The organism is Rhodococcus koreensis (assembly GCF_017068375.1).
GTDB lineage: Bacteria > Actinomycetota > Actinomycetes > Mycobacteriales > Mycobacteriaceae > Rhodococcus_F > Rhodococcus_F koreensis.
On the sequence record NZ_CP070609.1, the window covers coordinates 2,288,024 to 2,308,965 of the forward strand.

A 20,942-nucleotide genomic window follows, 5' to 3' on the forward strand; every position below is an offset into this window, starting at 1 on the left:
GGCAGGTATCACAATTTCTACGGATCTCGACGACCCGCCGCCGACGCATTCACAGAATTTGTTCAGAGTTGTCGGGAAGAATCCGTGTAATGGCAGCCCGAACGAACTCCGCACCCCGAAGTAACCGTGTGCTCGTCATCTCTCTGGTCGTCATCGCCGCGCTCGTGGCGGTACTCGTCGGCGGCGAACTCTTCGTCCGCCACAGAGTGAAGACCTGCATGGCAGACCAGTTCGAGAGCCAACTCGGCTCGCAGGTGGACGTGGGACTGAGCTGGAAGCCGGTCCTGCTGCAGTCGATCGACAAGAACGTCCCCTACATCACCATCGACAGCGACGACACCAAGTTCGGCCCCGCACAGGGAATGCAGGTGCACGCCCAGGTCAACGACATCCGGATCGAGAACACCGCGGACAGCAGCGGCACCATCGGCAGTTCCGACGCGGACGTCACCTGGTCGACCGCCGGCATCCTCGCGACCCTGCAGCAGCAGGCGTTCGGCTCGCTGATCAGCGGTGTCACCGCCGATTCGAGCGCGGGAACCCTGAAGTTCTCCGTCGGCCCGGCCGGGCTCGCGGATCTGACCGTCAAACCGGAGGTCGTGAACGGGACCGTGAAGGTCGACACGGTGGGCGCTGCGATCCTCGGCTTCGGGCTTCCCACCGACCTCGTCGACGGCGTGGTCCAAATCCTGACCTCGAGCCTGCAGACCTACCCGCTGGGCATGCAGCCGACGGCGCTGAAGGTCACCGACGACGCGATCGAGATCACCCTCGAAGGCGGCGCCTACACGATGCCTGCCGCCCCCACCCAGCAACAGCAGCAGGAACAGCAGAGCAGCTGCGGCCTCCTCGTCTGATCGGCGGCCGGGTCAGTCGGGCAGTCCGTCCAGGACGGCGCGGGTGCCCGACAGGCCGAGCCGCGTCGCACCGGCCGCGATCATGTCGAGCGCGGCCGCCGCGGTGCGGATCCCGCCGCTCGCCTTGACCCCGATCCGCCCGCCGACGGTCTGCGCCATCAACCGCACCGCCTCCACGGTCGCTCCCCCGGCCGGGTGGAACCCGGTGGACGTCTTCACGAAGTTCGCGCCTGCCCGCTCGGCGGCCCGGCACGCTTCCACGATCGCCTCGTCGCTCAGCGCGGCGGTCTCGAGGATCACCTTGAGGACGGTGCTGTCGCCGACTGCCTCGCGCACGGTGAGGACGTCGGCGAGCACCGCGTTGAAGTCGCCTGCCACGGCGGCACCGATGTCGATCACCATGTCAATCTCCTGGGCGCCCTGATCCACGGCGAGCCTGGCCTCGGCCCCCTTGACCAGCGAGTGGTGCTTCCCCGACGGGAACCCGACCACCGCCGCGGTCACCAGCCCGGGTGCCTTGACCGGAAGCATCGACGGCGACACGCAGACTGCGAGCACACCGAGCGAACGCGCCTCGTCGATCAGCGCCTTCACGTCGTCGGTGGTGGCCTCGGGTTTGAGGAGCGTGTGGTCGACGAGGTCGGCCACCTGGGAGCGGGTCAGTGCAACGTCGGACATACCTGTGAGCTTCGCACAATGCCTTCCCGGGCCCGCCGCACGGCCTAGCATCGCCGTATGAGTGATCCGGGATCGGTCTTCGACGAGGCACGGCTCGAGTTCGACCGGCTGACGACGGCCGTGTGGGGACCGGCCGGGCAGTCCCTCGCCTTCCAACTCGGATTGCGCCCCGGGGACGCCGTCCTCGACGTGTGCTGCGGCGCAGGGTCTTCGGCGCTTCCCGCGGCCACCGCGGTGGGTCCGTCGGGTCTCGTCCACGGCGTCGACCTGTCCGACGAACTCCTGGAGGTGGGGCGCCTGAAGGCATCGGACCGCGGGCTGCAGAACATCGAGTTCGTCCGCGCGGACGCCACCACGTGGGAGCCGCCGAGCACCGTCCCGGCGGCAGGCTACGACGCACTCGCCTGTTCGTACGGCGTGTTCTTCCTGCCCCACATGGACGCCGCGTTCACCCGGCTCGCGCGCCTCGTCCGGCCGGGCGGCAAGGTCGGGATCACGGTGTGGCGGCGGGGCGCGTTACGGGACTTCGCCGAGGCGCTCCACGACGCTGTCGCCCGGCACCGGGAACCGGAGGCCGACTCCGGCGGGTCGCCGTTCGACGCGCTCGAACACATCGACACCCCGGACGGGCTGCACCAGTGGCTCGGCGAGCTGGGCGCGCACTCGACCGAGGTCCGGGAGCTGTCCAACATCATTCCCGCGACACCCGAGTTCGTATGGGACCTCGTGATGGGCGGGAACCTGCGCCGCGCGCTGTCCCCGTTCGACGACCGGACGGTCGAGCAGATCCGTCTCGATTTCCTGCAGCTGCTCACCGAACGCGCGATCCACGACGTCGACGCCGGCACCCTCGTCGGCACCGCCGTGGTGAACGGCCGGAGTGCGACCTGAAAGACTGGTGCCCATGAGCGCTGCTTCGACCGAGGACCACCGGTACGTCCTTTCTCTCGGCTGCCCCGACCGCACCGGCATCGTCGCCCGGATCTCGACGTTCCTCGCCGAGGTCGGCGGCTGGATCGTCGAGGCGGCGTACCACGCCGACGCCGACACCGGCTGGTTCTTCACCCGTCAGGCGGTGCGGGCGTCGTCCGTCGACATGTCGATCGGAGAACTCCGGGAGCGGTTCGCGGCCGTCGCCGCCGAACTCGGCCCGGAGACCGAGTGGACCGTGTCCGACACGGGCGAGCGCAAACGGGTGGTGCTGCTGGTGAGCAAGGAGGCGCACTGCCTCCACGACCTGCTGGGCCGCGCGGCCGGAGGCGAGTTGCCCGCCGACATCTGCGCGGTGATCGGCAACCACCGCGACCTGGAGGCCGTCACGCGACAGCACGGCATCGACTTCCATCACGTGCCGTTCCCGAAGGATCCCGCCGAGCGCGGGCCCGCGTTCGAGCAGGTGCGTGAACTCGTCGACGCCCACGACCCCCATGCTGTGGTGCTGGCACGGTTCATGCAGGTGCTGCCGTCGGAACTGTGCGAGCACTGGGCCGGCCGGGCGATCAACATCCACCACAGCTTCCTGCCGTCGTTCGTCGGCGCCCGCCCGTACCACCAGGCATTCGCCCGTGGTGTGAAGCTGATCGGCGCGACCTGCCACTACGTGACGGCCGAACTCGACGCGGGCCCCATCATCGAGCAGGACGTGATCCGCGTCGACCACGCCGACGAGGTCGCGGACATGGTCCGGCAGGGTCGCGACATCGAGAAGCTCGTGCTGTCCCGCGGCCTGCGCTGGCACCTCGAGGACCGCGTCCTCGTACACGGCCGTAAGACGGTGGTGTTCAGCTGATTTCGCCGCCCGGCTACTGGGACGGCAGCAGCGCCAGCACTTCCGGGACGGGCCGCAGGTGGGCGGTGAGGATGTCCAGCGCCGTGTCCGCGTCGACCGCGTCGAGTGCGGCGACGAGCGCCCGGTGCTGCGCGTTGATGGTGTCGAGCCGTTGGGGCCCGACGTGCAGCGCGCGGACGGCGACGCGCTGCTGCCGTGACCGCAGCGAATCGTAGAGTTCGGTCAGGACGGAGTTCTGTGCGGCACTGACCATGGTCAGGTGGAATTCGCGGTCGAGGCCGGACACGGCGAACCAGTCCTGCTCGCGCCCGGCGGCTTCCATCGGCTCGATCAGATCGACCATGTGCGCGGGTGCGCCGGCTCCCCGCGCGCACAGGGCGGCCACCGCGTGGCCCTCGATGAGCAGCCGGGTCTGGTAGACCTCTTCGAGTTCACGAGCCGTGACCGTGCGCACCTGCGCCCCCTTGCGCGGGAGCAGCGTGATGAATCGTTCGGCGGCGAGGCGGTGGAACGCTTCTCGCACCGGAGTCCGTGACACCCCCATCGTCCCGGAGACCCAGAGCTCGTCGAGGAATCGGCCGCCTTCGATGGATCCGCGGATGATCTCGTCCCGCAGCCAGACGTACACCCGATCTCGTGCCGGTCCGGATTCACCGGTGGGCCCGGTGAGCGTCGATGCCGACATCGCGATCCCTTCGTCAGACGACCCGCCGGGATTGACGGACTCGTAACAAATTGATCATACAAGCTATGGACACACCAAGTATTCTTTGTGTATACATAACATATACAGAGCGGATGTGGGAGCGGTCACAGCGCAGTGACGGCCGAGAGCCACCCGTTTCCGGCAAGTGACCCCCGAAAAAGGAGACCACCAGCATGTACAGCACTCCCGCCGATCGGCGTTACGCGATCTGGCTGTCCGACCCGAGCTTCGCCGCAGCGGAAATCGCGCGCGGCATCGGCTACGGCGCCGTGGTCCTCGACATCGAGCACGGATCGTTCGACCTCGCGGATCTCGAACGGTTCATCCCGTTCCTGCGCAGCCTCGGCATGGAGGTCCTGGCCAAGGTACTCGGACCCGAACGCGGACCCATTCAGCAGGCGCTGGACTTCGGCGCGACCGCGGTCGTCATCCCGCACATCGAAAATGCCGCTCATGCAAAGGAAATCACGGCATTCGCGAAGTTTCCGCCGCTCGGCGACCGGAGCTTCGCGGGCGGGCGGACCACCGGCTACGGCGGTTTCACCGACGAGTGGGTCGCGGAGCAGGACGCGTTCACCCGCTGCTACCCGATGATCGAGGACGCCGGAGCGATCGAGGCCATCGCCGAGATCCTGGCGCTCGACACCGTCGACGGTGTGTTCGTCGGGCCCTCGGACCTGTCCCTCCGCCGCGAGCGGGGAGCATACTCACGCAAGGAGGGTGACTTCACCGACCTCGCCGCGGTGGCCTCGGCAGCCGCCGAAGCGGGCAAGCCGTGGGTGCTCCCCGCGTGGAGCGTGGAAGAGAAGGAGTTCGCGGTGCAGCACGGGGCCGATCAGATGGCGCTGATCATGCAGCACGGCGCGCTCGCCGCAGGGTTCGCGGGACCGTTCGAGCAGATCAAGCAGATCAGGGAGTCACGATGACGACCCGGACGTCGGGATCCGCTTCCCCCACAGGCACGGACGCGGCCGTCCGCCCCCGCGTGGGTCGTGCCCGGTGGACGATCGCCGGAGTTCTCGGCGTCGGCATGTTCGTCAACTACATCGACCGCGTCAACCTGTCGATCGCAGCCCCGGAGATCATGCGGGACTTCGATATCAGCGCCTCGCAGATGGGCATGGTGTCCTCGGCGTTCCTCTGGACCTACGCCATGCTGCAGATGCCGATCGGATCGTTCATCGACAAGATCGGCGTCCGGTGGGTCAACCGGGTGGCGGCGTTCCTGTGGGCAGTCGCCTCGTTCGCGTCCGCCGCCGCGGGCGGTCTCGGCATGCTTCTCCTCGCCCGTCTGGTCCTCGGCGTCGGTGAGGCGCCGACGGTACCCGCGGGCTGGAAGGCGATCGGCCAGTGGTTCCCCCGCCAGGAGCGCGGAACCGCGACGGCCGTCTTCGACGGGTGCGCGAAGGTCTCCAACGTGATCGGCATCCCGATCATGGCCTTCCTCGTCACGACGTTCAGCTGGCATGCGGCGTTCATCTTCACCGGCATCCTGTCCGTCGGCTATCTGGCCGTGTGGTGGCTGCTCTATCTCACCCCGAAGCAGGCGCTCGCCAAGGGGCGCCTCAGCCAGGAGGAATTCGACTTCATCCGCGAAGGCGGCGCCGAGGACGAGGACGCCGAGACGGCGGGCTCACTGAACGGACTGGGATACCTTCTGCGCCGGCGCAAGACGTGGGGCCTGGCGCTCGGCTACGCGTCGTACACCTACGCGTACTACGTCCTGCTCACCTGGTTGCCCGCCTACCTGGAGAAGCAGTTCGGGGTGAACCTGCTCAAAGGAGGCATCTACACGATGATTCCGTGGCTGGTGGCCGTCATCGCGCAGTTCCTCATCGCGGGCATCCTGATGGACCGATGGCTGGCTCGGACCGGCGACGTCACCAAGGTGCGCCGGACGGTGCTGGTGGTCAGCCTTCTCGCGTCCCTGGCCGTGACGGGTGCAGCGTATGCGGGATCGATCGCGGTCGCGCTGATCTTCCTGTCGATCGGTGCCGCCGGTCTGGCCGTGTCCGTTCCCGCGGGTTCGAGCATCGTCGCCCTGATCGCACCGCAGGGCTACACCGGATCGCTCGGCGGAATCGTCAACTTCGTCGCCAACCTCCTCGGGATCGCAGCGCCTATCGTGACCGGCATGGTGGTCGACTCCACGGGCTCGTTCGCGGGCGCCTTCATCGCGACCGGAGCCGTACTCGTCGGCGGAATCTTCTGCTACACCGTGGTGCTCGGCAAGATCGAACGCATGCCCGCACCCATCACCTCGGAAAGGTACTGACATGATCGACGTCGCAATCGCACAGTTCGCATCGGGTGCGGACAAGCACGACAACCTCGCGCAGATCGCGAAGTTCGCGGAGGAAGCGGCCGCGGGCGGCGCCCGGGTGCTGGCGACTCCCGAATACGCGATGTTCACGCTCCCGGTGATGGACGAGCGGTTCGTGGACTCCGCCGAATCCCTCGACGGTGAATTCGTCACCGGCCTGCGCGAGATCGCCGTCCGGCACGGGCTGACGCTCGTCACCGGGATCAACGAGGCGATCCCGGGCGAACGCAGGATCTTCAACACCCTCGTCGCGATCGCCCCCGACGGCGGCATCGCCGCCACGTACCGAAAGCTGCATCTGTACGACGCGTTCGGCTACCAGGAGTCGGAGTTCGTGCAGGCGGGGACCATCGGCGATCCCGAGACGTTCACGGTCGACGGCATCACGTTCGGCCTGCAGACGTGTTACGACCTGCGGTTCCCGGAGGTGACCCGGCGCATCGTCGACGCGGGCGCCGACGTCCTGGTCCTGCCGGCCGAGTGGGTGCCCGGCCCGCTCAAGGAGGACCACTGGACCACGCTGGTCCGCGCCCGGGCCATCGAGAACACCATCTACGTCGCCGCGGCCGATCAGTGCGCCCCGGTGGGTTCGGGCGCGTCCGTCATCGTCGATCCGATGGGCGTGGTGATCGCGTCCCTCGGCGAACGGACCGGGACCGCGATCGGCACCGTCTCCGCCGAGCGCATCGCCGAGGTCCGCGCCAAGAACCCGGCGCTGACGCTGCGCCGCTTCGAGGTGGTGGCCAAGCAGTAGATGCCGGCGAATTGGTCAGGCTCACACGCTATTGCGTGTGAGCCTGACCAATTCGCGCGCAACGGTATTCAGCGGAAGACGTCGGGCAGGCCGTCGGACACCGACTGGGGGAAGTCGGGTTGCCGCTTGTCGAGGAACGCTGCGACCCCTTCCCGGACATCCGCCGACGTTCCGCGGACGTGGATGGCGATCGACTCGGCCCGGTGCGCGACCTCGGGGCTGTCGGCGCCGAGCATTCTCCACATCAACTGCCGGGTCAGCGCGACGGAGACCGGCGAGGTGCCCGCCGCCAGTTCGCGCGCCACCGCAATCGCTCGCGGCAGCACGTCTGCGGCGGGGACGACCTCGCGGACGAGGCCGCGTTCGAGCGCCTCCGCCGCCGACACCATCTTCCCGCCCACGGCCCACTCGACGGCGGTCGAGATCCCGACGATCCGGGGCAGGAACCAGGTGGAACAGGCTTCGGGCACGAGCCCGCGACGGGTGAACACGAAACCGAACTTGGCTGTGTCGGAGGCGATCCGGACGTCGGCGGGCAGTGTCATCGTCACACCGACTCCCGCTGCAGGACCGTTGATCGCCGCGATCACCGGCTTCGTCGACCGGTAGATCCGCAGCGACGCCTGACCGCCCGAATCGGGCGGCGCCTCGCCGCTTTCCGCGTCGTCCTCCGTGACGAACGTCTCGCCGCCCTTCGCGAGGTCGGCCCCGGCGCAGAAGGCCCGGCCGGTTCCCGTGAGGACGATCGCACGGATGGTGTCGTCGGCATCGCACTCGTCGAAGACCTCGATGATGCGGTCCCGCACCTCGAGAGTGAAGGCGTTGAGTCGATCCGGGCGATTCAGCCGCACGATCGCGATCTCACCGTCCCGCTCGAGTTGGACGACGCTCTCGGTGGCGATACTCGTCATGAACTGTTCTCTTTTCGTCGTGTGGTCCCGTGTCGCGCGGTGTGTCAGCGCACCTTCGAGAACCGTTCGGATACGTCGCGGTACTCGGATCTGATCGCGGTCTTCGACAGCTTTCCGCTGGGGAGGCGCGGCAGGGGTTCGTTCCGGATCACGACGTACCGGGGCACCTTGTAGTCGGCGACGAGTCGGTCGCAGTGCTCGACGATGGCGACCTCGTCGACGTCGCCGGTCACCGTCACGATCGCGGCGGGAGTCTCACCGAATCGTGGGTCCTTCGCGGCGATCACCGCCACTTCCTCCACTCCCTCGATCTCACCGATCACGCGTTCGAGTTCCACCGGAGAGATGTTGATACCTCCGGTGATGATGAGGTCCTTGAGCCGGTCGACGAACTGCAGACGCCCTTCGCCGTCCCGCGTTCCCAGATCACCGCTGTGCAGCCAGCCGTCCCGCAGCGCGGCCGCGGTGGACTCCTCGTCGTTCCAGTAGCCGGGCGTGACGCCGGGCCCGCTGAGGAGAATTTCGCCTTCCTCGCCGGGGTCGGCCTCGGTCCCGTCCGGGCGGACAACTTTCATCTCGGTGAAGATGGAGCCGTTTCCGCACGTCCCGGGGTGGTCGAATGCCTCGCTCACGAGGGTGGCGGTCGCGACTCCCCCGGCCTCGGTCATTCCGTAGATCTGCCGGAGCGCCACTCCCTTGTCCGCCCACCGCTGCAGCAGAGCGGGTGCGACGGCGGCGCCGCCGACGATCGCCGTGCGCAGGGAACCGAGATCCGCGTCGTCGAATTCCGGGGCACGGGAGATGGCCTCGAAGATCAACGGGACACCGAACAGCGCCTGGACCTTGTGTTCGCTCAGCAACGCCGCGGCGCGTCCCGGCTTCAGCTCGCGTTCGATGATGATGGTGCCGCCGAGCACGGTGGTCATGAGCAGACCCCACACGAGGCCCGGGGTGAAGACGAGCGGCAGCACCAGCAGTGTCGTCGCACCGGGCCGCAGCCCCTCTTCGGTCAGCGACGCCTCGAAGACGATGTTGAGCAGGGTGCGATTGGTGCAGATCACGCCCTTGGAGAGCCCCGTCGACCCGCTGGTGAACAGCAGCGCCGTGGGGTCTTCGGGACCGACGTCGATCCGGAAGTCGTCCACACCGCCACCGCGCAACGCCGCGAACTCGTCGAAGGGCAGCGAATCGAACGTCGCCCCCAGGGTGCGGGTCGCGTCCACCGCGTCGCCGAATTCGGCGGGCGCCAGCACCAGCCGGGCTCCCGCGTCGTCGACCACCTTGCGGAGTTCCGCCGGCTTGAGCCGGGGGTTCAGCGGGACGAGGACCGCGCCCGCCTTGAGCACTCCGAGCGCGACGGCCGGCCACTCGAGCGAGTTCGGGCCGAGCACGCCGACTCGGTCACCCGGCTCGATTCCGGCCTCGACGACCCGGCGAGCGACGCGGCTCGACCAGTCCTGCAGTTCCCGGTACGTGAGCGCGTCGTCGTCTACGACGATCGCCCGCTGGTCGCCCTTCGTCGCCGCCCACCAGTGCAATGCCGACCCGATTGTCGCAGCCATCTCCACTCAACCTTCCGCCGTCGCCGCCGGGCGACATCGATGACACGGCAGACGCCTCGCGCCACCGCTACAAACCTATGATCTATAGATTAACTGATACTGCACCGAATCGGACACCCCGATCGGCACGTTTTCTCGAAAAGTGTTCCGCTCGAGCGATTGCCAACCCGGCCGATCCCGCCGCCGCGCCGCCCACCCAGAACGCGATCACGAACGCCCGCTCCGACGCCAGATCCGTGCCGGCGACCGTCACGGACGCGAGCAGTGTCGCGACCAGCGCGCTGGCGAGGGAACTGCCGAACGTCCGCGCAATCGCGTTGACGCCGTTGGCGACCCCGGTGAATTCGGCAGGCACGGCGTCGACGAGCAACGCGGGCAGCACCGCGTAGGACCCGCTCACGAAGACGTTGATCACGACGAGCGCCACGATCACCTGCCACAACCGGGAGTGGGCCAGTGCCAGCATCGCGAATCCGGCCACCCCGATCCCGCAGGCTGCGACGAGCACGCGGTCGGCGCGGAAGCGGTGAACGAATCGGCCGCTCGCCGACGCCGCCACCACCCCCGCCACCGAACCGGGGAGCAGCACGAGGAGGCTGGTGCGCAGTACCGAGGCGTCGAAGCCGTATCCGACGGCGGCGCGCGAGGCCTGCACGAACTGCGCCGAACCGAGGAACTGGATGTACATGGCCATCCCGACGAGAAACGCCGCGAGGTGCGTGCCCGCAACTCGCCGCCCGGTCAGCAGCATCGGCGGGACGAGAGGCGCCCGGGTCCGTCGCTCGTGCAGGTACCACCCCGCCGTGACGGCGATCCCCAGTGCCGCCACGCCGATCGTCGCCGGTGAGGCCCAGCCCCACCGGCCGCCTTCGGCGAGGGCGATCAGGATCGCGGACAGGCCCACGGCCATGAGTCCGACGCCGACCGGGTCCATGCCGCTGCGGGTCCGCGCCGCGCCGCCGCGAGGTACGGTCACCCAGGCGACGACGAGGGCGGCGAGGTTCAGCCCGACGAGCAGGGCGAACACTCGCCGGAAGTCCGCGCCCTCGGCGTGCAGGACGCCGGCGGCGACCATGCCGAGTCCCCCGCCCACGGCCAGGATCCCCGACATCAGCCCGATGGCCCCCAGGAGCCGGCGCGGGTCGAGACGCCCTCTCAGTACGGCGACGCCGATCGGGAACAGCGCGAACGACACCCCCTGAAGGATTCGGCCGAGCACGAGGAACGGGAGTTGCTCGGTGACGGTGCACAGCACCGAACCGAGGAGCACCAGGACGAGCGTCCCCAGCAGCACCGGGCGCGGACCTTGCCGATCGGCGAGTCTGCCGAGAACCGGAGTGCACACTGCCGCGGCGAGCAGGTTCGCGGTGACCACCCAGCCCACGGCGGCCGAATCGACCCCGAGTTGCGACGCCATCGCGGGGAGCAGCGGCACGACCGCCGTCTGGATGACGGCCGTGGTCATGACGACGAAGCACAGCGCCGGGACCAGCAGCCGATCGCGCTTCCCGGACCGTCGGGCCGGAACCGTGACCGTGGCCGACTCCGCCCCCGTCATCACCATCCGTCAGAGATCCAGGATCAGCTTGGGTGTGCAACTCCGGGACACGCAGATCATCATCGCGTCGTTCTCCGCCTGCTCGTCCTCGCTGAGAACGGAGTCCCGGTGATCAGGGGTGCCGCCGAGCACCGCGACCTCGCACGTTCCGCAGGTGCCCTCCCGGCAGGAGAAGTCGACGTCGAGGCCTTCCCGGAGGACGGCGTCGAGAACCGTCTCGTCCGCGGCAACCTGCACCGTGCGCCCGGATCGGCCGAGTTCGACCTCGAACGCGCCGTCGTCGCCTTCCGGAAGCGCCTTCGGCGCGAAGCGCTCGACGTGCAGGGTGACGTGCGGACGTTCCCGGCACGCCGATTCGATGCCCTGCAGCAACGGTTCCGGCCCGCAGCAGTAGACGACGGTTCCGGGCTCGGCCTCGTCGAGGGCCGTGGCGAGATCTAGGTGTCCGTGCTCGTCCTGCGGGCGGAGGAGCACCCGATCCGGGTGTGCGTCCGCGAGTTCGTCGGCGAATGCCATGCTCGCGCGGGTCCGCCCGCCGTAGAGCAGGCGCCAGGGCGTTCCCTTCGAATCCACTTCCCGCGCCATGGGGAGCAGGGGCGTGATGCCGATCCCGCCGGCCACGAACAGGTACGAGTCGGCGTCGACGAGGGCGAAGTGGTTCCGGGGACCTGCCACGGTGACGAGGTCGCCGGATTCGAGCTTGTCGTGGACGCGGATCGAGCCGCCTCGACCGTCGGCCTCACGGAGCACGGCCACGGTCAGCGACGTCGTGTCGCCGGGATCCCCGCACAGCGAGTACTGGCGGGTGATCGTGTCGTCGAGGACCAGATCGATGTGTGAACCCGGTGTCCAGGCCGGGGCCGCGGCACCGGACTCGTCGACCAGCGTGAGTCGCACGACGCCGTCGGCAAGCGTTTCCTTACCGGCGACCTGCATCTGCAGCCGCTCCTGGTTCGCATTGCTGGTCATGTACCTGTCTCGTTCCACTCGACTCCACTTGCTCGTAAATCTTATGTCATTAGATTAATGTCACGCAAGACGCACGTCGGAGATGTTGCCCCGCGGCAGCACCTGCGATAAACCTATGTGCATTAGAATTTTGGATGGGAGACCTCGCTCATGAACCCGCAGGCAACCGAATCGGTGCTCGACCTGTTCCGCCTGACCGACTCCGTGGCCGTCGTCACCGGCGCGGGCAGCGGCCTCGGCGCAGGTTTCGCGTGCGCGCTCGCCGAGGCGGGCGCGGATGTCGTGATCGCCGCACGACGGCGCGACCGACTCGACGCGGTCGCCCGATCGGTGACCGAACGCGGTCGCGACTGCCTGGTCGTCCCCACCGACGTGACCGATCCACAGCAGTGCGACGCGCTCGCCCGGGCGGCGATCGACCGGTTCGGCAGACTCGACATCCTGGTGAACAATGCCGGGGTCACCCACGCTGCACCCGCCACCCGCGAGCGGCCCGAGGACTATCGGGCGGTGCTCGACGTGAACCTCTTCGGCGCCTACTGGGCCGCGCAGGCCTGCGCCCGCGTGATGGGCCCCGGTTCCAGCATCGTCAACATCACCAGCATGCTCGGCCTGGTGAAGTCGGTACTCCCGCAGGCCGCGTACTCGTCGAGCAAGGCGGGGCTCATCGGCTTGACCAGGGATCTGTCGAACCAGTGGTCGGGGCGCAAGGGCATCCGGGTCAATGCGATCGCACCGGGATTCGTCGACACCGACATGATCGGCGAGATGTCGGCGGAGACACTCGCGGCATTCCTCCACGACTGTTCACTCGGACGAACCGCCACCCAGCGCGAACTCGACGCGGCGGTGGTCTTCCTCGCCAGCCGGGCCTCGGGCTACATCACCGGTTCGACGCTCGCCGTCGACGGCGGAACCTCCGGTCACTGACCGACGAAAGGCGACAACGACCATGCCGATCACCACGATTCGCACCGAACTGCGAGGCGACGGACTCACTCTCGTCGCGGACCGGTGGGAGCCTGCGTCCGCGAAGAAGGGAATCGTCCTGCTGCTGCACGGTGGTGGGCAGACCCGTCATTCGTGGCAGCGCACCGGAATTCGACTCGCCGACAACGGCTGGTGCGCCCTGGCCATCGACGCTCGCGGTCACGGTGAGAGCGAGTGGGCCGAGGACGGCGACTACGGCAGCAACGCCCACGCGCGCGACCTCGCGGCCGTCGCCGCCGGTCTCGACGAGCCACCGGTGCTGGTCGGCGCGTCCATGGGCGGAATGGCGTCGTTGCTCGCGCAGGGCGACCACGGCATCGGCCGCGCGCTGGTCCTGGTGGACATCACCCCCCGCGCCGAACCCGGCGGCCTCGCCAAGATCACGTCGTTCATGGAGAGCGGCCTCGCCGGTTTCGACACCCTCGACGACGCGCTCGACGCCGTCGTCGCCTACAACCCGCACCGTCGTCGTCCGCCGCGCGTCGAGGGACTTCGCAAAAACCTTCGCCTCCGCGACGGGCGCTGGTACTGGCACTGGGATCCACGGATGATCACGTATCGGGAGAACACCGACGACCACGCCGAGGTCCGGGAGGCGCGGGCCCGTGCCGCGGCGCGCGCGGTGCGCGTCCCGACCCTCCTCATCCGGGGCGCGCAGTCCGACGTCGTCAGCGCGGACGGTGCCCGTGACCTGCTGGAACTGATCCCGACGGCCCGTCACATCGATGTCGGAGGGGCCGGGCACATGGTCAGCGGCGACGACAACGACCTGCTCAGCGGCGGCCTGCTCGATTTCCTCGACGGCGACGTCGCCTACACCCATGAGGTGACCACGACCGACTACGATTCACCTCATCATGACTGACAACCATCCGAGCGAACACCCTGACCGGAAAGCCTGACATGCCCCGACCATCGAAGCCCCTGATCAGCCGCGCGGCTGCGGTGCAGGCGTCCATCGAGATCATCGATTCCCAAGGACTCGAGGCATTCAGTCTGCCGCGACTGGCCAAGCACCTCGGAGTGCAGGCGCCGTCGTTGTACCACCACTTCGCGGACAAGAGCGAGATCCTCTCCGCGGTGGCTCGGCACATCGCCGGCGCGTCCGTAGTCCGTCCCCGCCGCAAACCCGGTCCCGACTGGCCCGAGTTCTTCGTGGCGTTGAGCATGAATTTCCGCCAGGCCATCCTGCGCCACCGGAACGCCGCGCCGATCCTCCTGCAGTATCTGCCGCGGGACCTCCTGATCGGCACGTACGAGGACACGGCCCGGTTCCTGCTGGACTCCGGTGTGCCGACGCATCTCCACGTCCAGATTCTGGACGGGATGGAGACGTTGTCGATCGGCGCGGTCCTCACGGAGGCGATGCGCAAGCCGAGCACCCGGGCAACGATCTTCCCGAACGTCGATCCGGAGTCTCAGCCACTCCTCGCCGAAGCGCTTGCCGCCAACGAACTCTCGTCGAAGCGATTGTTCGAGGAGATGATCCGCAGCTTCCTGTACGGCGTGATGCGAAACGATGCGGCCGCCGCGAACGCCCCGCAGGAACGCTCCGCCTGACACGCCGGCACCCGACGAGGCGAAGGGCCCCTGGGACACGATGTTCCAGGGGCCCTTCGTCATCTCGGTGCCGGCGATCCGCTACCCGATGGCGGGCAGATGCACCGTCTTGGTCTCGAAGAACTCCTCGAGACCCTCGACGCCGCCTTCACGTCCGACGCCGGACTGCTTGTAGCCGCCGAAGGGCACGGTGAAGTCGATGATGGTGGCGTTCACGCTGACCGTTCCGGTCCGGATACGCTGGGCCACCTCGAAACCGTGCTCGAGGTCGGCCGTGTACACCGCGCCGGACAGTCCGTAGATCGAGTCGTTGGCGATGGCGATCGCCTCGTCCTCGTCCTCGTAGGTGATCACGGAGACCACGGGACCGAAGATCTCCTCCTGCGCGACCCGCATGTCGTTGCGCACGCCGTCGATCAGGGTCGGTTCGACGAAGAAGCCGTGGTCGACGCCTGCGGGGCGGCCGCCTCCGAGCACGACGGTCGCGCCCTCCTCCTTCGCCGAGGCAATGTAGCTCTCGACCCGGTCACGCTGCCGTTCCATGGCGAGCGGGCCGAGGAATGTCGTCTGCTCCCACGGGTTTCCCATGGTGAGGAAGCCCAGTGCGCCCTTGAGCGCCTCGACCACCTCGTCGTGGCGCTTGCGTGACACGAGCACCCGCGTCAGCGCGATACACGCCTGACCGCTCTGCATGCAGCCACCCATCGGGAGCGACTGCATGACGTGCCCCAGATCGGCGTCGTCGAGGATGATCGCCGCCGACTTGCCACCGAGTTCGAGCGACACCCGGGCGATGCGCTCACCGGCGAGCGACATGATGCGCCGCCCGGCGAGAGTGCTTCCGGTGAACGTGATGTGATCGACGTCGGGATTGGTGACGAGAGTTTCGGACACCTCCCGGTCGGCGCAGAGAACGCTGACGACGCCATCCGGAATCTTCCCTTCGGCCGTCAGTTCCCCGATGACGTCGGCGAACACGGACGGCGACAGTGGGGCTTCCGGCGCCGTCTTGAGGATCACCGAGCACCCTGCGGCGAGGGCGGGGGCCACCTTGAAGGCGATCGTCCCGATGGGCCCGTTCCAGGGGATGATGGCTGCCACGACCCCGGTCGGTTCCTTCAGGATTCGCGAGACCCCGCCGTCGGCGCGGGTCCGGTCGTCGCGGGTGGAGTAGTCGCGGGCCACGGCCGCCACGGCGCGGAACAACCCGGCGGTCATCTGCTGGGTCGGGCCGCTGACCGCGACGGGGATGCCGACCTCGATCACGCCGAGCGGGGTCAACTCCTCCACGCGGCTCTCGAGTCGCGAAGCGATCTCGTCGAGGACGTCGGCGCGTTCGGCCATCGTGCGCGACGCCCACCCACCGGAATCGAATGACGTGCGAGCGGCCTGCACGGCGCGTTCGACGTCTTCGGTTGTGGCGCTGCGGATTCGCGCCGCCTTATTCTCGGTGAACGGGTCGACGAGGTCGATCCACTCGTCTCCCGTCGACTCCACCCACCGGCCGCCCACGAACACCTGCTCGCGATCGGCGATCTTCGGAGGCGCTGCGGCCGCCGACTCTGTTGTCGTCATGGTCGAAAATTCCCTTCGCTCAGCGGTTGTTGTAGCCGGCATCGACCGGCAGGGTCACGCCCGTGACGTACCGCGCCTCGTCGGAGGCGAGGAACACGATGGCGTTGCTGATGTCGACGGCCTCGATCAGCTCGACCGGCATCGGATTCTTGTACGATTCGTCGTTCGCGACCTCGGGGTGCGAGTTGACGAACTCGCCGTATTCGGCGTTGGCCACCATCGGGGTGTTCACCCCGGTGGGATGCACGGTGTTGACCCGAATGCTGTGCTTCGCAAGCTGCTTCGAGTACAGGCGCATGAGACCGACGACGCCGTGTTTGGCCGCGGAGTAACCGGCCTGGCCGGGGAACGTGTTGAGCCCGATGCTGGTGAGGCCCGCGGCGGAACTGGTGATGACGATCGACCCGCCCTCGCCCCGCTCGATCAGCCCGGGCACCGTCACCTCGAGTACGTGCCACACGCCGGTGAGCATCACGTCGATGGCGTCGTGCCACGCCTGCGGCTGATTTCCGGGTCCGATGACGGGCATGATGCCGGCGTTGGGCAGGACGATGTCGACGTGACCGAACTGTTCGATCCCGGCGTCGTACGCGCGCTGGACGTCGGCGCGGTTCCGGACGTCGCCCACCGACGTGACGATGGAACCGCCGGCCTCCTTGACCAGGCGTTCGGTCTCGGCAAGATCATCCGTGGTCGCCATCGGATAGAAGACGGTGTCGATCTGCTCGCAGATGTCCATCGCGATGACGGAGGCGCCCTCCTCCGCCAGTCGCACCGCGTGCGAACGTCCCTGTCCGCGTGCCGCACCGGTGACGAACGCGACCTTCCCCTCGAGTCGTGCCATGACGTGTCCTCTCGTTCAACCGAGTCTGAGATGTCGGTGATGTGCCCCGAAATGTCGCGCGGCGTGCGCGCGATGTGAGCACTGGATGTGGGTCTTGGGTTCGAGGGCCGTCGGCCGGACGCCCTCGAAACGGACACCGCTTGTGAGCCGTGTCACAGGACAGTATCGCGGGATTCGCCGCTCGTCAACAGTGACACAAATATCGTTCTCCGTCTCATGCCTCAGAGGTAGCCGGGGGCCTCATGCCACTCACCGACCTGGTAGCACGTGTGCGCATCCTCCTGCTCGAACGACAGCAACCGGCAGAGCCGGACCGCACCGTCGTCGTCGGGATCGATTCTCATCAAGGCGATCTGGGCCCCCGCGTCGCGCAGCACCTCGAGCGCGCGCACGAGCAGCGCCGCACCCAGGCCGCCGCCCCGTGCCTCCTTCTCGAGCACCAGCGCACGGATCCACGCCGCCCGCAGTTCGAGGTGCGTGTGCAGCGACGGGTCCAGCCAGACGAACCCCTGGGGGCGGCCGGCGTCGCCGGACGCGAGTACGACGGACCCGGTTCCGTGGGCACGGCTCTCCGACAGTTTCTCGAGCTGAGCGGCCGGAATTCCCGAACGGCCCAGCACGTCGTCGAGAGCCTTCACCGACTCGGGGGCCTCCAGCCCGCGCGGTGCCTCCAGCACGGACCCGGCCGGGAGGTGCACCGGATCGAGCGGAACCGCGAACGGCCCGGTCAGGCTGCGGAACAGGGTCCACAGCCGGCTCACCGACGAGATCCCGAACCGTCGAGTCAGGCGCTCGGCCGCGGGATGCGTGCCGAAGGCCCAGACGCGCAGCGTGCGCGCACCGGTACCCATCCAGCCGTCCGGCCGGTCGACGTCGAGGCCCAGTTCCTCGACGAGCAGGGTCGCAATCCCCCGCGATCGATAGTCGGGGTGCACGACGAACTGGACGGTCCCGAGACCGTCGTCGTCCACGGCGATAGTGAGGTACGCGACCACGACGAGCGGAACGTCGTCGAGAGCGCTCAGGCCCCGGCGCGCCTTGACGGCAAGATGCGATACCGACACCCCCGGCCGCGAACGTGCCGTGACGTCACGCGGTTCGATGCGCGAGAACCCCGCTTCGTCGTCGTATTCCGCGGCCGCGCCCACCAGGGCGAGAACCTCGTCGCGGTCGTCGTCTGCGAGTTCCTCGCACCATTGACAGGAAATCATCCGTATCACTCCTCATCGGACGGTGTCACCTAAACCTAATGCTCATTGATAACACCCGCAACGGCCGGACCTGCGAGGGTTTACACATAAATCTATGTGAGTTAGATTTAATGGGTCGATCCACACCGCATTCGGAGCCGGTGACGGGTAGCGGCGACAACGCCGGCCCCTCGACTCCGCACGACACTGGAGGAAACGCAATGACCGAGGTCGGAGCCCCCCGCGAGGAACGCATTCGCCGCGCCCTGGATCACCTGCGCAACGACACGACGGACGAATTCGACCACATCACCTGGTTCCAGCCGGAGGAATTCACCGATCCAGCGGTGGCCAAGCGGGAACGTGACCTCATCTTCGGACGTGTCCCCTCGATCGTCGCTCACGGTTCCGAGATCCCCCGCGCCGGCGACTTCTTCACCCTGCAGATGCCGCGGAACAACATCATCGTGGTCCGACAGCGCGACGGCGGCGTCAAGACGTTCGTCAACCTCTGCCGGCACCGTGGCGCCCTCCTCGAAAAGGAGGAGAAGGGCCGTTGCCGACTCTTCTCCTGCCCCTACCACCGGTGGTCGTACGACACGGACGGCAGCCTCCGGACAATCACCCGCGACAACACGTTCGGCGAGACCGACACCACCAACATGGGGCTCGTGGAATTGCCGACCGAGGAACGTCACGGTTTCATCTGGGTCGTCGACGACGCGGACGCCGAGATCGACGTGGCGGGCTGGCTCGGCGAAGAGATGGATACGATCGTCGCCGGCTACGACCTCGGTTCCAAGATCGCCTTCCAGTCCGAGGGATTCGACGAGCCGGTGAACTGGAAGATCATGCAGGACGCCTTCCTCGACGGGTATCACATCCAGTACGCCCACCCGAATACCGCGGCAAAGCACATCCACACCAACGTGCTGGCGTTCGAGGACTTCGGCAGGCACTGCCGATTCATCGCGCCGCGCAAGTCGATCGACCGGTGGATCGAAGAGGATCCCGGCGACCGGAGCCTGGCCAAGGACATCACGGAAACCCATTTCCTGCTCCCCAACAGCACCCTGTTGCGGCAGCCGGATCACTTCCAGCTCCTCACCTTCCGGCCGCACCCCACCGATCCGCAGCGCTGCCGCATGGAGATGCGCCTGATCGTGCCGCCTGTCGCGGAGACCGAGATGACCGAGGAGAGGTGGAACCGCCTGTGGACCAAGAACTGGGAGATCCTCCTCGCCGTTCTCCACGCGGAGGATTTCCCCCTCCTTCGGGACTCGCAGCACGGCATGACCAGCGCCAATGCCGGCCGGATGGTGCTGGGCCAGAACGAGGTCGCCAACCAGGTGTTCCGGCGTGAGACGCAGAAACTACTCGCAACGAACTGACAACACATGATGTGCGGGGCGCCCACGGGCGTCCCGCATCAGGAGGAAGACATGCAGAGCGATCTGTTCGACCGGGACCACGAGTTGTTCCGCGAATCCGTGCGGGGATTCGTCGACAAGCACGTGGTGCCCCAACTCGAGAAATGGGATGCGGATCGCCTGATCGATCGCGAGACCTGGCTGGCAGCCGGTCGCCAGGGTCTGCTCGGACTGCCCGTCCCCGAGGAGTACGGCGGTCCCGGCGAACTGGACTACCGCTTCCGCTTCGTGATCCAGCAGGAGATCGCCCGGGTCGGCGCGTCGGCCCTGCAGTCCGGATTCTCCACGAACGACGACATCGTCCTGAACTACCTGCTCCGTCACGCCGACGCCGAGCAGCGTCGGCGCTGGCTGCCCGGGTTCGTCACCGGCGAGACCATCGGCGCGATCGCGATGAGCGAGCCTGCCGCGGGCAGCGACCTGCGCGCCATCCAGACCACGGCGGTCGCCGACGGCGACAGCTGGGTGATCAACGGGTCCAAGACGTTCATCACCAGCGGAATCCTCGCCGACCTGGTGATCGTGTTCGCGAAGACCGATCCTTCCGCCGGCTCCCGCGGCTTCAGCCTCTTCGTCGTCGAAGACGGGACGCCGGGATTCGCCCGGGGCCGCAAGCTGGACAAGCTCGGTCTGCACGCCCAGGACACCGCCGAATTGTTCTTCGAGGACGTCCGCGTCCCCAAGGAGAATCTGCTCGGTGAGATCGGTTCGGGATTCGCGTATCTGATGCAGAGCCTCCCCCTCGAACGACTCGGCATCGGTATCGCCGCGCAGGTGTCCGCCGAGGCGGTCCTCGGCTGGACCCTCGACTACGTCAAGGAGCGGACGGCCTTCGGCAAGCGGGTCGGGGAGTTTCAGGGCCTCGGCTTCACCCTCGCCGAACTGCAGACGGCCGTCGAGGTGTCCCGTGCATACATCGACCGGTGTGTGCGTGAGCACAACGCCGGCACCCTCACCGCCGTGGATGCGGCGAAGGCCAAACTCTGGGCAACGGAACTGCAGGGCCGTGTCATCGATGCCGGGGTGCAGTTCCACGGTGGATACGGCTACATGATGGAGTATCCCGTCGCCAAGGCGTACATCGACGCGCGGATCCAGCGGATCTACGGCGGCACCAACGAGATCATGAAGGAAATCATCCATCGAGACCTGATGAAGGCCTGAACGATTCCGAGTAGAAGGGGTGCGGCGAAGTACTCTTCGCCGCACCCCCCCTTTTTTCGCCGTTCCCACCCACGCCCACCCG

At 67.6% G+C, this 20,942-nt stretch carries 20 protein-coding genes; 11 read left to right on the forward strand and 9 right to left on the reverse strand.

Annotation, left to right across the window (positions count from 1 at the left end):
* Window positions 1-89 precede the first annotated feature (89 nt).
* The gene (locus JWS14_RS10690; RefSeq protein ID WP_072939786.1) at window positions 90-857 is read left to right on the forward strand and encodes an LmeA family phospholipid-binding protein; all 768 of its coding nucleotides are present in this window, start codon (window positions 90-92) and stop codon (window positions 855-857) included.
* A 12-nt stretch (window positions 858-869) separates the two neighbouring features.
* On the opposite strand, the gene deoC is transcribed toward JWS14_RS10690, so the two are convergent.
* Entirely contained in the window at window positions 870-1,535 is a 666-nt protein-coding gene (gene deoC / locus JWS14_RS10695) for a deoxyribose-phosphate aldolase (RefSeq protein ID WP_072939783.1), read from the reverse strand.
* A 57-nt stretch (window positions 1,536-1,592) separates the two neighbouring features.
* Between deoC and JWS14_RS10700 the strand changes: the two genes are divergently transcribed.
* Both JWS14_RS10700 and purU read left to right on the forward strand, forming a co-directional pair.
* Window positions 1,593-2,426, forward strand: a complete 834-nt coding sequence (locus JWS14_RS10700; protein WP_072939780.1) for a class I SAM-dependent methyltransferase — start codon at window positions 1,593-1,595, stop codon at window positions 2,424-2,426.
* 13 nt (window positions 2,427-2,439) lie between these two features.
* Window positions 2,440-3,324 carry a formyltetrahydrofolate deformylase gene (gene purU, locus JWS14_RS10705; RefSeq protein ID WP_072939778.1) on the forward strand — a complete coding sequence of 295 codons (885 nt, stop codon included), beginning with the start codon at window positions 2,440-2,442 and terminating at the stop codon, window positions 3,322-3,324.
* A 13-nt stretch (window positions 3,325-3,337) separates the two neighbouring features.
* Here the strand turns inward: purU and JWS14_RS10710 are convergent, their stop codons facing one another.
* Window positions 3,338-4,009, reverse strand: a complete 672-nt coding sequence (locus JWS14_RS10710; protein ID WP_072939776.1) for a GntR family transcriptional regulator — start codon at window positions 4,007-4,009, stop codon at window positions 3,338-3,340.
* A 194-nt stretch (window positions 4,010-4,203) separates the two neighbouring features.
* Here JWS14_RS10710 and JWS14_RS10715 point away from each other — a divergent pair, with 194 nt between their 5' ends.
* Genes JWS14_RS10715 through JWS14_RS10725 form a run of 3 tightly spaced genes read left to right on the forward strand, consistent with a single transcriptional unit; the run spans window position 4,204 to window position 7,107 of the window.
* Window positions 4,204-4,956: an HpcH/HpaI aldolase family protein gene (locus tag JWS14_RS10715; RefSeq protein WP_072939773.1), complete on the forward strand. Its 753-nt coding sequence runs from the start codon at window positions 4,204-4,206 to the stop codon at window positions 4,954-4,956.
* Window positions 4,953-6,305, forward strand: coding sequence for an MFS transporter (locus tag JWS14_RS10720; protein WP_072939770.1), 1,353 nt, complete (start codon window positions 4,953-4,955; stop codon window positions 6,303-6,305). The genes JWS14_RS10715 and JWS14_RS10720 overlap by 4 nt, the downstream gene beginning before the upstream one ends.
* 1 nt (window position 6,306) lies before the next feature.
* The gene (locus tag JWS14_RS10725) at window positions 6,307-7,107 is read left to right on the forward strand and encodes a carbon-nitrogen hydrolase family protein (protein WP_072939768.1); all 801 of its coding nucleotides are present in this window, start codon (window positions 6,307-6,309) and stop codon (window positions 7,105-7,107) included.
* A 68-nt stretch (window positions 7,108-7,175) separates the two neighbouring features.
* Here the strand turns inward: JWS14_RS10725 and JWS14_RS10730 are convergent, their stop codons facing one another.
* From JWS14_RS10730 to JWS14_RS10745, 4 genes are all read right to left on the reverse strand, one after another.
* Entirely contained in the window at window positions 7,176-8,018 is an 843-nt protein-coding gene (locus JWS14_RS10730; RefSeq protein ID WP_072939764.1) for an enoyl-CoA hydratase-related protein, read from the reverse strand.
* Between the two features lie 44 nt (window positions 8,019-8,062).
* Window positions 8,063-9,580 carry a class I adenylate-forming enzyme family protein gene (locus JWS14_RS10735; RefSeq protein WP_072940410.1) on the reverse strand — a complete coding sequence of 506 codons (1,518 nt, stop codon included), beginning with the start codon at window positions 9,578-9,580 and terminating at the stop codon, window positions 8,063-8,065.
* 82 nt (window positions 9,581-9,662) lie between these two features.
* On the reverse strand, window positions 9,663-11,138 hold the full coding sequence (locus JWS14_RS10740; protein WP_206013081.1) for an MFS transporter: 1,476 nt from the start codon (window positions 11,136-11,138) through the stop codon (window positions 9,663-9,665).
* A 9-nt stretch (window positions 11,139-11,147) separates the two neighbouring features.
* Entirely contained in the window at window positions 11,148-12,107 is a 960-nt protein-coding gene (locus JWS14_RS10745) for a PDR/VanB family oxidoreductase (RefSeq protein WP_206013082.1), read from the reverse strand.
* Between the two features lie 150 nt (window positions 12,108-12,257).
* Here JWS14_RS10745 and JWS14_RS10750 point away from each other — a divergent pair, with 150 nt between their 5' ends.
* From JWS14_RS10750 to JWS14_RS10760, 3 genes are read left to right on the forward strand one after another with little or no spacing between them, the layout of a single operon-like run.
* The gene (locus JWS14_RS10750) at window positions 12,258-13,037 is read left to right on the forward strand and encodes an SDR family NAD(P)-dependent oxidoreductase (RefSeq protein WP_072939756.1); all 780 of its coding nucleotides are present in this window, start codon (window positions 12,258-12,260) and stop codon (window positions 13,035-13,037) included.
* 22 nt (window positions 13,038-13,059) lie between these two features.
* Window positions 13,060-13,962: an alpha/beta fold hydrolase gene (locus JWS14_RS10755; protein WP_072939753.1), complete on the forward strand. Its 903-nt coding sequence runs from the start codon at window positions 13,060-13,062 to the stop codon at window positions 13,960-13,962.
* A gap of 38 nt (window positions 13,963-14,000) precedes the next feature.
* A complete protein-coding gene (locus tag JWS14_RS10760) occupies window positions 14,001-14,657 on the forward strand; it encodes a TetR family transcriptional regulator (RefSeq protein ID WP_072939750.1) in 657 nt (218 codons plus the stop codon).
* A gap of 81 nt (window positions 14,658-14,738) precedes the next feature.
* Here JWS14_RS10760 and JWS14_RS10765 read toward each other — a convergent pair whose 3' ends face one another.
* The 3 genes from JWS14_RS10765 to JWS14_RS10775 form a co-directional block, all read right to left on the reverse strand.
* Window positions 14,739-16,232 (reverse strand): aldehyde dehydrogenase, encoded by a 1,494-nt coding sequence (locus JWS14_RS10765; protein WP_072939747.1) that lies wholly within the window; start codon window positions 16,230-16,232, stop codon window positions 14,739-14,741.
* 19 nt (window positions 16,233-16,251) lie between these two features.
* Entirely contained in the window at window positions 16,252-17,076 is an 825-nt protein-coding gene (locus JWS14_RS10770) for a mycofactocin-coupled SDR family oxidoreductase (RefSeq protein ID WP_072939746.1), read from the reverse strand.
* Between the two features lie 221 nt (window positions 17,077-17,297).
* Window positions 17,298-18,287: a GNAT family N-acetyltransferase gene (locus tag JWS14_RS10775; protein ID WP_095862531.1), complete on the reverse strand. Its 990-nt coding sequence runs from the start codon at window positions 18,285-18,287 to the stop codon at window positions 17,298-17,300.
* A gap of 200 nt (window positions 18,288-18,487) precedes the next feature.
* Between JWS14_RS10775 and JWS14_RS10780 the strand changes: the two genes are divergently transcribed.
* Both JWS14_RS10780 and JWS14_RS10785 read left to right on the forward strand, forming a co-directional pair.
* Window positions 18,488-19,657 (forward strand): aromatic ring-hydroxylating oxygenase subunit alpha, encoded by a 1,170-nt coding sequence (locus tag JWS14_RS10780; RefSeq protein WP_072939742.1) that lies wholly within the window; start codon window positions 18,488-18,490, stop codon window positions 19,655-19,657.
* Window positions 19,658-19,708: 51 nt separating this feature from the next.
* Window positions 19,709-20,860, forward strand: a complete 1,152-nt coding sequence (locus tag JWS14_RS10785) for an acyl-CoA dehydrogenase family protein (protein ID WP_206013083.1) — start codon at window positions 19,709-19,711, stop codon at window positions 20,858-20,860.
* The last annotated feature ends 82 nt before the right edge of the window (window positions 20,861-20,942 follow it).

Excerpts from the sequence above, each read along its gene's own strand:
- JWS14_RS10690 (WP_072939786.1), top strand. The coding sequence starts at position 90 with ATGGCAGCCCGAACGAACTCCGCACCCCGAAGTAACCGTGTGCTCGTC.
- deoC (WP_072939783.1), bottom strand. The coding sequence starts at position 1,535 with ATGTCCGACGTTGCACTGACCCGCTCCCAGGTGGCCGACCTCGTCGAC.
- JWS14_RS10700 (WP_072939780.1), top strand. The coding sequence starts at position 1,593 with ATGAGTGATCCGGGATCGGTCTTCGACGAGGCACGGCTCGAGTTCGAC.
- purU (WP_072939778.1), top strand. The coding sequence starts at position 2,440 with ATGAGCGCTGCTTCGACCGAGGACCACCGGTACGTCCTTTCTCTCGGC.
- JWS14_RS10710 (WP_072939776.1), bottom strand. The coding sequence starts at position 4,009 with ATGTCGGCATCGACGCTCACCGGGCCCACCGGTGAATCCGGACCGGCA.
- JWS14_RS10715 (WP_072939773.1), top strand. The coding sequence starts at position 4,204 with ATGTACAGCACTCCCGCCGATCGGCGTTACGCGATCTGGCTGTCCGAC.
- JWS14_RS10720 (WP_072939770.1), top strand. The coding sequence starts at position 4,953 with ATGACGACCCGGACGTCGGGATCCGCTTCCCCCACAGGCACGGACGCG.
- JWS14_RS10725 (WP_072939768.1), top strand. The coding sequence starts at position 6,307 with ATGATCGACGTCGCAATCGCACAGTTCGCATCGGGTGCGGACAAGCAC.
- JWS14_RS10730 (WP_072939764.1), bottom strand. The coding sequence starts at position 8,018 with ATGACGAGTATCGCCACCGAGAGCGTCGTCCAACTCGAGCGGGACGGT.
- JWS14_RS10735 (WP_072940410.1), bottom strand. The coding sequence starts at position 9,580 with ATGGCTGCGACAATCGGGTCGGCATTGCACTGGTGGGCGGCGACGAAG.
- JWS14_RS10740 (WP_206013081.1), bottom strand. The coding sequence starts at position 11,138 with ATGACGGGGGCGGAGTCGGCCACGGTCACGGTTCCGGCCCGACGGTCC.
- JWS14_RS10745 (WP_206013082.1), bottom strand. The coding sequence starts at position 12,107 with ATGACCAGCAATGCGAACCAGGAGCGGCTGCAGATGCAGGTCGCCGGT.
- JWS14_RS10750 (WP_072939756.1), top strand. The coding sequence starts at position 12,258 with ATGAACCCGCAGGCAACCGAATCGGTGCTCGACCTGTTCCGCCTGACC.
- JWS14_RS10755 (WP_072939753.1), top strand. The coding sequence starts at position 13,060 with ATGCCGATCACCACGATTCGCACCGAACTGCGAGGCGACGGACTCACT.
- JWS14_RS10760 (WP_072939750.1), top strand. The coding sequence starts at position 14,001 with ATGCCCCGACCATCGAAGCCCCTGATCAGCCGCGCGGCTGCGGTGCAG.
- JWS14_RS10765 (WP_072939747.1), bottom strand. The coding sequence starts at position 16,232 with ATGACGACAACAGAGTCGGCGGCCGCAGCGCCTCCGAAGATCGCCGAT.
- JWS14_RS10770 (WP_072939746.1), bottom strand. The coding sequence starts at position 17,076 with ATGGCACGACTCGAGGGGAAGGTCGCGTTCGTCACCGGTGCGGCACGC.
- JWS14_RS10775 (WP_095862531.1), bottom strand. The coding sequence starts at position 18,287 with ATGATTTCCTGTCAATGGTGCGAGGAACTCGCAGACGACGACCGCGAC.
- JWS14_RS10780 (WP_072939742.1), top strand. The coding sequence starts at position 18,488 with ATGACCGAGGTCGGAGCCCCCCGCGAGGAACGCATTCGCCGCGCCCTG.
- JWS14_RS10785 (WP_206013083.1), top strand. The coding sequence starts at position 19,709 with ATGCAGAGCGATCTGTTCGACCGGGACCACGAGTTGTTCCGCGAATCC.